Here is a 13,873-nt window from a genome sequence, read left to right on the forward strand (position 1 = left end):
ACTTTCAATCGTTCAAATAATCTAATGAAACTGACAGCCCTTCTCTCATCTCGATAACATTCCATCTATAGTAGACCCTTCATTTATGGACAAGTTTTAATACTTATCGTCCCTTCACCGCCATTCATTTGGATAAACATCGTCTTCAATGAATGAAGCAACGCGTCAATTTCATCGTTAGGAAAAGAAGAGGTTAAATAAACAATTTGCACTGCTTCTGTTGTTTCCGTGCCAACTGCTGTTCTAACGGAGTCAACAAACGGGCTTCCGAATCCGCCTCGTTCATCACAGGCAATGATCAAGTGCTGCAGTGAAATTGAACGGCCGTTTATTCCTTCGTATTCTTCATTTTCTTCACCAATTCGCAATTGAATCGTATTGCCGTTTATTTTGTCACAATCATAAATCCCGAGCGGCATTTGCCATTTTAATGAAAAGAAATTATTGACGTCAATAGCAGAATTAACACTAGAAAGAAAAGACTGTTTCTTCATTCTTCTTAATAATGCTTCTGCGGAGTGGCGATAGCGGTTCGGGTCTTTTCCAGTCTTTTTGAATATGTCTCGCCATTCTTTTACATTTGGAAGATCAGCAATATGTTTATCTTCTAATTCTAGAAATAAAGATTCTTGAAAAAGGCGGAACCTGCCCCTTAACATTTGTGGTGATTGCGCTACTTGAATATTGGTATAATGGATGAGGCCTACTTTAAATTGCGGGATTGTTCTGCATATGGAAGAATCGATCATGACATCCATATATTTTCACCTCCAAATTCTTGCTGCTAGTTTATCATAAGAATAAGGACTTATTCAAAACGATCTTTCGCTAAAAGTGTTGAATGAAATATAGCTATTTTAAATGAGACGATGAATTGCATTTCAAAAGTAAGCAGAATCAAAAAAAGTTAAGTTTAGGCTATTCGTTGAAAATTTAGGGATAGAAGGAAAAACATACTGATTCCTTCTTAATAGAATGGATATACAAAGCAACAAAACAAATGCTTAGAGGAGGGGACAGCATGAATTATCAACAATTAAAAGAAGAAATCATTGCACATTGCAAAGAAATTGGAATTGATAAAGTAGGATTTGCAAGTTCTGATCCCTTTCTGGAAATGAAAAGCAGACTCATTCGTCAAGAGGAGCTTGGGTATCAATCAGGGTTTGAAGAGAAGGATATTCATAAGCGGGTTACACCATCGGCAATTTTTGATGAACCATATTCGATTATTGCGATTGCCTTAGCTTATCCTTCCAAAATGAAACAAACACCAATTGGCAAAAAAGGCGCACGCCGCGGTATTTTTTGCCGCGCTTCATGGGGGAGAGATTATCATGCTGTTCTTCGGGATAGATTAGAAAAATTAGAAGCTTTTATCGTTTCAAAGGCTCCTCATGCTCGCTGTAAATCAATGGTCGATACAGGAGAACTAGTCGATCGAGCTGTCGCAGAGAGAGCAGGAATTGGCTGGAGTGCTAAAAACTGTGCCATTATCACGCCAGAATTCGGTTCTTATGTATATTTAGGAGAAATGATCACTAATTTACCATTTGAGCCTGATGAACCGCTTGAGGATCAATGTGGAACATGTACAAAATGCTTGGATATTTGTCCAACAGGAGCATTGGTGCAAGCAGGGCAATTAAACGCCAAGCGCTGCATTTCTTTTTTAACCCAGACAAAAGACTTTTTGCCAGATGAGTTCCGTACAAAGATTGGCAATCGCCTTTATGGATGTGATACGTGCCAAACAATATGCCCGAAGAATAAAGGAAAAGACTTTCATTTTCATGAGGAGATGGAACCGGAACCAGAAATTGTGAAACCGCTATTAACCCCATTGCTGCAAATAAGCAATCGTGAATTTAAAGAAAAGTATGGAGAGCTGTCTGGCTCCTGGCGGGGAAAAAAACCAATCCAAAGAAATGCAATCATCGCACTTGCTCACTATAAAGAAGCGTCTGCAGTTCCAGAACTGATTACAGTTTTAGAAAAAGATGTTAGACCTGTTATAAGGGGAACAGCAGCGTGGGCGTTAGGGAAGATTGGCGGCGAGGAAGCAAAGGCTGCTTTGCTTGCTGCTCAAGAAACAGAACAAGAAAAAACGGTGTTAGATGAAATTAACAAAGGACTTGCTTTTTTTCTAACGGAGAATGAAGTAAATAGTTAGCATTATTGTTTTATGTTCTTTCTCTTTCTCATACTCATAAGAAGAGGAGGAGAAAAAATGAAAGAACAACTCATGAAGAATGTGCAGGCTCGAATAAGCCAGTATCTTCATACTCCCGGCGATGATCGAGCATTGAAAAGAAAGCTGGATTGTTATTCGAAACGAAAAGCAGATATTATCAAGGTTGAAGCGAAAGCAAATGTCAGAAATAAGTACGAAGAGCAAGCGTGTATATGCTTAGACTATGACATTCATCTACGCTTTTTAGTTAGACAGTATGAGCTTATGTATGTCGAAGAAAAAATCGAGCATTGGAAAGCAGCATTTTTACAAGGAAAGCTTGTTGCTGACGAAGAGCAGAGAATAGATCGTTCATCCATATTGCCAGATTCACATTTTGAGAATGAACCGCTGGAAGAAGAAGAAAGACAATATTATACTTATGATCGATTGAAAGCAGTTCAGTATGCCGAAAGATGGTGGAATGATTATAATCCAGCATATAAATCATTTCATGTTGATTGCACGAATTATATTTCCCAGTGTCTGCATGCTGGCGGGGCCCCGATGCGAGGCTATACTAACCGCAGCAAAGGTTGGTGGATGCAGCATAATAATTGGAGCTATAGTTGGTCTGTCGCTCATGCATTACGTTCCTACTTGGCTTCTTCCAAATCAGGTCTCCGTGCTGATGAAGTAAGTTCTGCTAAGCAATTACAATTAGGTGATGTTATTTGTTATGATTTTGAAGGGGATGGCCGCTATGATCATAATACAATTGTTACCGGCAAGGATGCAGACGGCCAGCCGTTAGTAAATGCTCATACGGATAATAGCAGATTGAGGTTTTGGACGTATGAAGATTCTGCAGCTTATACAGACAATATTCAATATAAGTTTTTTACGATTAAAGATGATTCCTAATCACAAAATGAGTGTTATAATATGTATGTGTTTATTGAAGAGAGGCAGCAAGACAGCTGTCCTTTCGTTTTATTATGTTTGAGGTGAAACCATTGTGACGATTAACATTGTTTTATTTCAGCCAGAAATCCCAGCAAACACTGGCAACATTGCACGGACATGTGCTGCAACTGATACGCCACTTCATCTGATTCGCCCACTTGGTTTTTCGACAGATGATAAAATGCTGCGTCGTGCAGGCTTGGATTATTGGCAGCATGTAACCGTTCATTATTATGATTCTTTAGAGGATTTCTTTGCGAGAAATCCGAATGGGGATTATTTTTTACTCAGCAAGTTCGGGGAAAAAAATTATGTAGACTTTGATTATAGTCAAGTGGAGAAGGATTATTATTTTATTTTTGGGAAAGAAACGTCTGGCTTGCCGAAGGATTTTATTGAGAAACATAAAGAACGGGCATTACGAATCCCAATGAATGATAAAGTGCGATCATTGAATCTTTCTAATACAGCTGCGATCTTAGTTTACGAAGCATTGCGACAGCAGCATTTTCAAGATTTAAAGTAAATGTATACAGGAAAAGAGGCTGATTCAACAGATGGCAAACAACCTATTGAATCAGCCTCTTTCTATTAGGAAGTGAGCGCTTTCTCACTTCTAATTGATCAAAAAAATGATCAGTGATCCACTGATGGCAGTTTCATTTTTAACGATAGTCTCCTGGTTTATCCTCATGTCCAGCTGTGAAGATGCATGCTAGAAAAGCGATAGATACCCCTAAAATAAGAAGAGTTTTCATGCTTATGTAGGCCTCCTTTTTAGTCATCACTTGTCCAATAATTAAAACGGGACGTTTTTCATTATTATAACGTATTTTAACGTATAAAGAAACATTCAAAATAGTTTACGAGTTTTTAATTGTCATCAATAAAGCGCAGGAAGATTCATTTTATTCATCTTCAATTCGCTTTGAGCATAAAGTATAAAAATACTTCAACGACTGCTTAGAGGGAGGACATGATGGATATTCTAAAAAAAATTGAACAGTATCGAGATGAAGAAGAAAAATTGAAATGGGAAGGCACTTTTGCTGATTATTTAAAATTGATAAAAGAGCGCCCGATCATTGCACAATCTGCACATTCACGAATTTATCATATGATACATGATGCAGGGGTTGAGGAGATAAATGACAAGAAAAGCTATACATTCTTTCATGATCATTTATTTGGCTTAGAGGAAGCGTTGGAAAGGCTTGTAGAGGAATACTTTCATCCTGCCGCAAAACGGTTGGATGTGAGAAAAAGAATATTGTTGTTAATGGGGCCAGTAAGCGGAGGAAAATCAACTTTGGTGGCATTGTTGAAACGAGGCTTAGAAGCTTATACACGAACTGAACGTGGAGCCGTTTACGCGATTAAAGGCTGCCCTATGCATGAAAATCCCCTTCACCTAGTACCGCCTCATCTAAGGGATGATTTTTATCAAGAGTTTGGCATTCGAATCGAAGGTCATTTGTCACCGCTGAATATGATGAGATTAGAAGAAGAATATGGTGGACGTATTGAAGATGTCATGGTGGAAAGGATCTTTTTTTCCGAGGATAAGCGTGTCGGAATCGGCACTTTTAGTCCGTCAGACCCGAAATCGCAGGATATTGCTGATTTAACTGGAAGTATTGACTTCTCAACGATTGCAGAATACGGGTCTGAATCAGATCCAAGAGCGTATCGTTTTGATGGTGAATTGAATAAAGCGAATCGCGGATTAATGGAATTTCAAGAAATGTTGAAATGTGATGAGAAATTTCTTTGGCATTTGTTGTCATTAACGCAGGAAGGTAACTTTAAGGCAGGAAGATTTGCGCTCATTTCCGCAGATGAAATGATCGTGGCGCATACAAACGAAACAGAGTACCGCGCGTTTATTTCGAATAAAAAGAACGAGGCGCTGCATTCAAGAATTATCGTTATGCCTGTACCATATAATTTGAGTGTATCTGATGAAGAAAAAATTTATCAAAAAATGATTCATGATAGTGATGTTGCTCATGTTCATATCGCTCCTCATACTCTTCACGTTGCAGCTATGTTTACAGTACTGACCCGTTTGAAGGAACCAAAAAGAGGCGATATTGATTTGGTTAAAAAGATGAGACTATATGACGGGGAAAATGTTGAAGGTTTTAATGAAGCCGATATTGCAGAATTAAGAAAGGAATACCAGGATGAAGGAATGAGCGGGATTGATCCACGTTATGTCATCAACCGCATTTCTTCAACAATTATTAGAAAAGAAATATCTTCAATTAACGCTTTAGATGTGCTTCGTTCACTGAAGGAAGGACTAGACCAGCATCCATCTATTACAAACGAACTAAAAGAAAAGTACTTAAAATATATTTCTTTAGCACGAAAACAATATGATGATATTGCTAAAAAAGAGGTTCAAAAAGCGTTTGTGTATTCCTATGAAGAATCGGCGAAGACATTATTGGATAACTATCTTGATAATGTGGAAGCATACTGTAATCGTTCCAAGCTTCATGATCCGCTGACAGATGAAGAAATCAATCCTGATGAAAAGCTTATGCGATCGATTGAAGAACAAATCGGCATTTCAGAAAATGCTAAAAAAGCGTTTCGCGAAGAAATTTTGATCCGAATTTCCGCCTATGCCCGTAAAGGGAAGCGTTTCGATTATTACTCACATGATCGATTACGTGAGGCTATTCAAAAGAAACTGTTTGCGGACTTGAAAGACATTGTGAAAATCACAACTTCTTCCAAAACACCTGATGAACAACAGCTAAAGAAAATAAACGAGGTTGTGGCCAGATTGATTGACGATTATGGGTATAACTCTACTTCCGCGAATGACTTGCTTAAATATGTCGGCAGCTTATTGAATCGATAAAGTGAAACATCCATTAAGGGTATTTTTGCCATCCTCTTACAAAGAAGACGCCTTTAATGTGATTTCTGTTTAAAGATGTAAAATATACTGTTAAAAAGCCGTCTTGCTACGGCTTTTTTAGTTCGCTTTTCATGTAAAACTTAATTTCTCTTCCATGTAAATAGCAGGTTAGGGATTAAAAAAAATAACAGCTTAGTTGCGATTTATGTTCCAGTATGTTATTAATGTAGCAAATATAGGTTTAGGTGTGATCGATCATGGCTATTAAAACGTTGTTTATTGCTCCTTATCCAGCTATGACTTCATTGATAGAAGAATGCGGACGGGAGGAGCAAGAATTAAATATCCAAATAGAAGTAGGGGATCTTCAGGAAGCGATTCCATTAGCAAAGCAGGGGGAAGTACAAGGAGTGGATGTGATTATTAGCCGCGGAGGGACTGCAAAACTAATAGAGCAGGTAGTTGATGTTCCAGTTATTGATGTCCATGTGTCTGGGTATGATATGCTTCGAGTGTTGACTTTAGCAAATGATTTTCCTGGTAAAAAAGCGATTGTCGGTTTTTCAAATATTACTCTAGGAGCGAAGGCTATCACTGATTTATTGGATATTTCTATTGAAGTGTTTACTGTTGAGGAAGCGGCAGAAGTAGAGCCGCTTATCAAACAGCTAAAGTCGAATGGCTTCAAAGTAATTATCGGGGATGTTGTTACTGTCAATACTGCATCAAGGTTTTGTCTTGAAAGCATCCTTATTCAATCAGGGCGGGAAGCAATTTTTGAGGCATTCCATAAAGTGAAATCAGTGTATCGTCTCCATCGAAGAAAAACATGGGAAATAAAACTTCTCCATTCTCTATTGCAAGAAAGTATGAGTATGTCAGATATCATCGTACTTAATGACAAGGGCCAAATCGTGTATCAACAATGGGAGCATTTTGATTCATGTCCAATACCGCTTGCTGATCTTATCTCCTCTATTGGTCAAGAGCAGTTGGATGAGACAGTGGCAATGGTCTTGAATAAAAAACAAAGGCATGTAAAACAAAAATTATTGAAAAAAATAGTGGATGGCAGACTATGCTTTTTATTTTCATTTTCTGAATTTAAACATCCGACTCAACAGATAGAGCTGCAAGCTAAAACAATTGCCCATCTGCCGATGCTTATTCATCAAAGTAAGAAGATGAACAACTGCTTGTCACATATTGAAAAGAATAAGGCTACTAGCCAGTGGGTGCTGCTAGGAGAAGAAGGAACTGGAAAAGGGCTTATTTCTCGTTATATTCATCATAAAAAGCATGATGGAAAGGGATTATATACAAACATAACGGCAATGAAAGCCTTAAAATTAAAAGAAATCAACGATCATGATATTTGTACTATTTGTATTAATAAAATTGATTTATTGCCGCCATCTGAAATGAATAAGTTTGTTTCATTGTTGGATGCATGGAGAGAAAAAGGTTTCACGATTATCCTATCTTTAAGGGAAGAAATCGTTTCTTTACATTCTTTTATTTTCGATGATGAAACGATTCGTGCAGCAATTCCTCCATTGCGAGATCGCAAAGAGGATATAAGGCCTTTAATCACCTATTTTGTCGCCTCCTTCCATGGGCAGCTAGGAACATCGGCAATTAAGATAAAAGAGGAAGCGGTGGTGTTGTTGGAGCAATATTCATGGCCAGGAAACGTAGCTGAATTGAAAACGCTTCTAAAGGATGCAGTTGTGGAAGAAAAAGGGTACGTGATCGAAAAAGACATGATTGAACAGTTATTGGAAAGGAAGAAAAAGAACAAAGCTGTAAAGGATAACGACTTTCTTACAGGGACATTGGAAGAGATTGAAAAGCGAATTATCAAGCAAGTAATGGAAGAAGAGAATCATCATCAGACAAAGGTAGCAGAGCGATTAGGAATAAACCGGTCAACATTATGGCGCAAGCTGAAACAATAAGTTCAGCTTGCTTTTTTTGTGTCTATGTTTAGGAAATGAGTATTTTTACTCATCACTAGCAGATATAAAAAATAATTTCGTCCAGTTCCAAGCAAGCGATCACATTTAAAGATCATAAAATGCATTATTTTGTTTAATATTGCAACAATTAATGCGGAATAGTACTTATTAATCATTTATTTTAAGGAAAAGTGTTGCGTTTTTCAATATAAGTATTACAATGAAGCTGTAAACAATTACAAATTAAATGGAATTGTTTTATTTTCATACATAAAGGGGATGTTAAAATGAAGATTAAAGCAACGCTTGAGAAAATTCCCGGAGGAATGATGGTTGTACCGTTGCTTATTGCAGCTATTTTAAATACGTTTGCTCCAAATCTGCTTAGAATAGGCAACTTTACAGAAGCACTCTTTGTCAATGGAGCTAGTACATTGATTGCGTTATTTCTCTTGTGTACTGGTGCACAAATTAACGTAAAATCTTTCGGTGTCTCTGTAGGAAAAGGAGCCACGCTTTTAGTAACCAAATGGGTTGTAGGCGCAGCCTTTGGTTTAATAGCATACTTATTTGCTGGAGATAATGGATTATGGTTAGGATTAGCGCCAATTGCTGTAATTGCGGCAATGACAAACAGCAACGGCGGTCTGTTTGTAGCACTTGTTGGCCAATACGGCAGTAAAGAAGATCGTGCTGCATATTCGTTATTAGCATTAAATGACGGTCCATTTTTAACAATGGTTGCTTTATCAATCTTTGGTGCAATGGGTTTCGTTGATGGCATGTTTTCATTACAATCATTTATTGCTGTTTTACTTCCAATCCTCGTTGGTATGGTACTAGGAAACTTAGATGAAGAGATGCGTGTATTTTTAGATAAAGGCAGCTCGATGTTAATTCCGTTCTTCGCATTTGCCCTAGGAATGGGAATTGATTTTGCTGCAATTATTGAAGGTGGATTAGCAGGGATTGCACTCGGATTATTAACGGTTTTCTTTACAGGTACAGCTGGTTATTTTGTCTTTAAAGCCTTTAAGTGGAATCCAATTGTTGGGGCAGCAGAAGGTTCAACTGCTGGAAATGCAGTTGCTACTCCTGCAGCTATTGCCGCTGCGAATGCAAGCTTCGCTTCATTTGTAGATATTGCCACCGTTCAAGTAGCTGCATCTGTTGTGACAACTGCTATACTATTACCATTGTATGTTGCGTTTTTAGTGAAGCGTCTAGAAAAGAAAGGATTCACTTTTGAGCAGGGAAACATGATGAAAGTTGACAGCTAAGGGTGTGATTGGTTTGACAGAGAAAATTGGAATGATAGCAGATGATTTAACAGGTGCTAACGATGCAGGTGTGCAGTTAGCAAAAAAAGGATTGTCTTCTACAGTATTATTTGATTATCGGAGCAATCATGTACAAACAAATTCAGATGTATTAATTGTTGATACAGATAGCCGAGCCAAGTCAGAGGCAGAAGCATATGAAGCAGTATCTAAAGCAGCTGCTCTCCTTATACAGGGAGGGTACGGTCACATATATAAAAAAGTAGATTCAACATTGAGGGGCAACATTGCAGTTGAATTGGCTGCACTCGAACAAGCGTATCAGCCAGATTTAGTTGTTTTTGCACCTGCTTTTCCTAAAATGAATCGTCAGACTATTCAAGGACATCATTTCGTAAATGGAACATTAATTACCGAAACAGAGTTTGGAAAAGATCCAAAAACACCAGTTACAGAAAGCTATATTCCAGCTTTGCTGCAAGAGCATATACAAAGTGATATCACATTGATTGATTTTACTTTATTACAGAGCTCTTGTGATCGCATGATGGAAGTCATTATAGAGGCTCTCGAAAGTGGCAAGAAATGGTTTGTGTGCGACAGTAAAACAGAAGCAGATTTAGAGAAAATTGCAAAAGTATTTGTACAGCTTCGTAAACGGATTGTTTGGGCTGGCTCTGCAGGATTAAGTGAATATTTAACACAGGTCTTAAAGATAAATCCTGTTCAAGCTCGCGAGGAAGAACACCGTCAAATTAATAAAACGCTGCTTGTTTCAGGCAGCTTATCAGAGGTAACAAAAAATCAGCTTGCTATGGTTGAAAAGATGACTAAAGCTCATTTTATCGAGATAGATCCAATTGAGTTAATAAAAGACTCGATTCAAATAGACCATTTGATCAAGGATTTAAAAGCACATGAACATAACGAGCACTTTGTCCTTTATGTCGCTTCATCTGACCATAATCGTGCAGCTGCCAAGGCTGTTGGACAATCACTTGGCCTTACAGAGACGGAAGTAAGTGAAGCAATTTCAAGAGGACTAGGAGTTATTGCAAAAAGCCTACTCTACAAGTTTACAAGATTAAATGGTCTCGTGTTAACTGGCGGAGATACAGCAAAAGCTGTCTGTTCACAGCTTGAAATAACGGAAATGCAACTCTATTCCGAAGTAGAACCAGGACTTCCGTTTGGAAAGCTCCAAGGAGAAAAAGCGCAATACTGGGCGATAACAAAAGCTGGAGGATTTGGAAATGAGCAATCTTTAGTTAACGCCCTAAAATACATGACAAGAAAGGTGAAGACAAATGATGCAGAATAAGCCAGTAGTCGGTATTACAATGGGAGACGCGGCCGGGGTTGGACCAGAAATTATTTTAAAAAGTCTTGCACATAAGGAACTCTATGAGATAAGCAAACCGATTGTCATTGGCGATAGTAAAATGCTTGAACGTGCAAAAAGTTTTGTGAACAGTCATTTAGCAATACAAGTGATAGCTGTTGATGATTTGGAACATTTATCTTTTCAATTTGGAACCGTATATTGTTTAGATTTAGATTTGTTGCCGGCAGATTTGACAATTGGAGAAGTTTCTGCAGAAGCTGGGCATGCTGCTTATGAATATTTAGCAACAGCGATTGAATTAGCAAAGGATCATAAGATAGATGCAATTTGTACAGCACCATTAAATAAAGAAGCACTGCAAAAAGGTGGACATCCATATCCAGGCCATACCGAAATTTTAGCAGACTTAACGAATACTGCCGATTTTTCCATGATGCTTTCTGCTCCAAATTTAAAGGTCATTCATGTGACAACGCATGTAGGTATAATTGATGCAGTCAATATGATTCATCCTGAGCGAGTATATCATGTGATCAAGCTTGCTCATGATACATTACAAAAAGCAGGCAATCATTCTCCAAAAATTGCTGTTTGTGGAATTAATCCTCATGCCGGTGAAAATGGATTATTTGGCTATGGAGAGGAAGAAGAGAAAGTTATTCCTGGAGTACTGAAAGCACAAAGTGAAGGTATGAATGTTGTCGGTCCGCTTCCAGCAGATACATTATTCTTCCGCGCTGTTCGCGGTGACTTTGATATTGTAGTGGCGATGTATCATGACCAAGGACACAGCCCAGTAAAAGTATTAGGGTTAGATACAGGTGTAAATATTACCGTTGGTCTGCCAATTATTCGTACAAGTGTTGACCATGGCACAGCTTTTGATATTGCAGGAAAAGGAATTGCTGATGAAAAAAGCCTTATAGAAGCAATGCGTCAAGCAGTTGAATTGGCTCCAAAAAAGTAGATTAGTATTACATTTTTAGATGAAGAACGGCCTTCTTATCGACTAACGTCATCGAACTTATTATGACACTTAATTAGAAATGGAGTGGCTGGCACATACGGTGTATTCATTATTAATAAGCCAGCTCTTTCTTAAAATAAAGGAATTTCATCGTCTTTACATCAGTGGAATCATCTTCAATTCAATTTACTTTATATAATGAATAACATCCATCTGGGGGACAAAAATGAAAACTTCTAAAAAAATAAATTTTACACTAAAAAATAAATTACTCATTTCTTTTCTAGCTGTCTTATTAATACCAAGCATCATCATAGGTTATAATTCTTATCAAAGCGCCGAAAATACAATTAATCATTTAGTAATGGATAGTGCTGAAGAGAGCACTCAATTGATTAATCAAGCGATATCTCAATTCGTTGACTCACAAATCCAAAATATTGATTATTTATCAGATACCTTGCAGCCAGATCATATAAAAGATAATCAAGATGAACATACTCGTGTAATCCTTGATAAAATTCAAGCTTCAAAACCTGATGTGGAGCAAACATATATTGGTACTGAAACCGGTGAATTTATGAATTCACCAACATCTTTTCAAAATCCACCAGGCTATGATCCTCGTGAAAGACCTTGGTATCAAGAGGCCATGAAACAAAAAGGAAAAGCTATCATCACAGATCCTTACATATCAAAATCTTCAAAACAAGTTGTTGTCACGATTGCAAAAGCTACTGCAGATGGAAAAGGTGTAGTAGCGGTCAATTTGAAACTGGATAGTTTAACAGAAACAATTAACGAGATGAAAATCGGAAAAAAAGGCTATGTATTTTTAGTCGATTCTAATAATCATTTTATTTCTCATCCAACTGAAGAACCTGGAGCTGAAGCAGAGGATGCTTATTTTACAAAAATTCAAGCTTCAGAGACTGGAAAATTTGACTATACAATCAAAGGAAATCAGAGTAAATTAGCATTTTTAACGAATGAATTAACTGGATGGAAAATAGTGGGGACCTTTTCTCAAGAGGAAGTCGATCAATCTGTTCAACCAATTTTAAATAAGATGTTAATCGTTATCGGTATTTCTTTAGCATTAGGACTACTTTTAATCCTTTTCATGATACGTTCGATCATTAAGCCAATTTCTTCATTAATAGGTAGTGCTAAAAAAATTAGCAATGGAGACTTAAGTGAAACAGCAACTTTAACAAGCAATGATGAGATTGGTACGTTGGCAGCATCGTTTGATCATATGAGAGACTCATTAAGGAAGGTTCTTTTGAGTGTGAACGACAAAGCAACATCACTCGCTGCTTCTTCGGAGCAGTTAACAGCAAGTACGGAACAAAATAGCAATGCTGCAAAACAAATTTCTGATTCAATACAAGAAGTTGCATTTGGTTCAGAGCGCCAGTCGCAAAGTCTTGAAGAAAGTACCCAAATGGTAGGAGAAATATCAACAGCAATGAAGCATATTTCCGACAGTTCCAACGAAGCCTCCTTAACAGCGGCAAATGCTTCCGATGTTGTTCAAGAAGGAAATAAAGCAATTGAAACATCAGTAAATCAAATGAATTATATAAAAACAACGGTTAGTGAACTATCCAATTCGATATCTGACTTAGGCGATCATTCTATGCAAATTGGACAAATCATTGATGTCATCTCTGGAATTGCTGAACAAACGAATCTGCTTGCGCTTAACGCTGCGATTGAAGCTGCACGAGCAGGGGAAAACGGTAAAGGCTTTGCAGTAGTGGCCGATGAAGTTCGGAAACTTGCAGAACAATCTTCGCAAGCAACAGAACAAATTAGACAGGTTATCTTAACCATTCAAAACGAAACAAATAAAGCAGTTCAGTCGATGCAATCAGGATCAATTGAAGTAGATAAAGGAATTGAAGTTGTAAATCATGCCGGTAATTCCTTTGCAAGAATGAAACAATTCGTAGAAAATGTATCTACGCAATTCCAAGAAGTATCTGCTTCTGTGCAAAAGATTTCAGTCGGAACTGAACAAATGGTTGGCCATTTCAACGAGATTATGCAAGTGTCTGAAGAAACAGCAGCAGGAGTACAGAATGTTTCTGCTTCTACACAGGAACAATTAGCATCAATGGAGGATATTTCAAGTTCAGCAGCTTCTTTAACGAAAATGGCAGATGAATTACAAGAAATGGTTCGTACATTTAAGATGTAATAAGGTAGAAGAACTCGTTTAAGCGATGCTTATACGAGTTTTTTCTATTTTTGCTTGAAATTGATAGAATATTATGGCAATCTAATAACAAACAACAATCCCC

At 37.6% G+C, this 13,873-nt stretch carries 10 protein-coding genes and 1 pseudogene; 10 read left to right on the top strand and 1 reads right to left on the bottom strand.

Annotated features, from left to right (window positions below; all coding sequences use genetic code 11):
- Positions 1 to 83: 83 nt before the first annotated feature.
- Entirely contained in the window at positions 84 to 758 is a 675-nt protein-coding gene (locus tag J2S08_RS11655) for a B3/B4 domain-containing protein (protein ID WP_307229668.1), read from the bottom strand.
- Positions 759 to 1,021: 263 nt separating this feature from the next.
- Here J2S08_RS11655 and queG point away from each other — a divergent pair, with 263 nt between their 5' ends.
- From queG to J2S08_RS22525, 10 genes and pseudogenes are all read left to right on the top strand, one after another.
- Entirely contained in the window at positions 1,022 to 2,173 is a 1,152-nt protein-coding gene (queG, locus tag J2S08_RS11660; RefSeq protein ID WP_307229670.1) for a tRNA epoxyqueuosine(34) reductase QueG, read from the top strand.
- A 57-nt stretch (positions 2,174 to 2,230) separates the two neighbouring features.
- The gene (locus tag J2S08_RS11665; protein WP_307229671.1) at positions 2,231 to 3,097 is read left to right on the top strand and encodes an amidase domain-containing protein; all 867 of its coding nucleotides are present in this window, start codon (positions 2,231 to 2,233) and stop codon (positions 3,095 to 3,097) included.
- Between the two features lie 94 nt (positions 3,098 to 3,191).
- Positions 3,192 to 3,665, top strand: coding sequence for a tRNA (uridine(34)/cytosine(34)/5-carboxymethylaminomethyluridine(34)-2'-O)-methyltransferase TrmL (gene trmL / locus J2S08_RS11670; protein WP_307229673.1), 474 nt, complete (start codon positions 3,192 to 3,194; stop codon positions 3,663 to 3,665).
- Positions 3,666 to 4,118: 453 nt separating this feature from the next.
- Positions 4,119 to 6,014, top strand: coding sequence for a PrkA family serine protein kinase (locus J2S08_RS11675; protein ID WP_307229675.1), 1,896 nt, complete (start codon positions 4,119 to 4,121; stop codon positions 6,012 to 6,014).
- Positions 6,015 to 6,271: 257 nt separating this feature from the next.
- On the top strand, positions 6,272 to 7,972 hold the full coding sequence (locus J2S08_RS11680) for a sigma-54-dependent Fis family transcriptional regulator (protein ID WP_307229677.1): 1,701 nt from the start codon (positions 6,272 to 6,274) through the stop codon (positions 7,970 to 7,972).
- A 287-nt stretch (positions 7,973 to 8,259) separates the two neighbouring features.
- Positions 8,260 to 9,252 (top strand): 2-keto-3-deoxygluconate permease, encoded by a 993-nt coding sequence (locus J2S08_RS11685; RefSeq protein ID WP_307229678.1) that lies wholly within the window; start codon positions 8,260 to 8,262, stop codon positions 9,250 to 9,252.
- A gap of 4 nt (positions 9,253 to 9,256) precedes the next feature.
- Positions 9,257 to 10,573 (top strand): four-carbon acid sugar kinase family protein, encoded by a 1,317-nt coding sequence (locus J2S08_RS11690; RefSeq protein ID WP_307229820.1) that lies wholly within the window; start codon positions 9,257 to 9,259, stop codon positions 10,571 to 10,573.
- A complete protein-coding gene (gene pdxA / locus J2S08_RS11695; RefSeq protein ID WP_307229680.1) occupies positions 10,560 to 11,564 on the top strand; it encodes a 4-hydroxythreonine-4-phosphate dehydrogenase PdxA in 1,005 nt (334 codons plus the stop codon). Before J2S08_RS11690 ends, pdxA begins: the two co-directional genes overlap by 14 nt.
- 364 nt (positions 11,565 to 11,928) lie before the next feature.
- Positions 11,929 to 12,828 (top strand): annotated as a pseudogene (locus J2S08_RS22520) (HAMP domain-containing protein); the annotation flags it as partial.
- Entirely contained in the window at positions 12,823 to 13,770 is a 948-nt protein-coding gene (locus J2S08_RS22525; RefSeq protein ID WP_370875676.1) for a methyl-accepting chemotaxis protein, read from the top strand. The pseudogene J2S08_RS22520 and the gene J2S08_RS22525, both read left to right, overlap by 6 nt.
- The last annotated feature ends 103 nt before the right edge of the window (positions 13,771 to 13,873 follow it).

It is taken from the genome of Bacillus chungangensis (assembly GCF_030812995.1).
GTDB lineage: Bacteria > Bacillota > Bacilli > Bacillales > Bacillaceae_C > Bacillus_CF > Bacillus_CF chungangensis.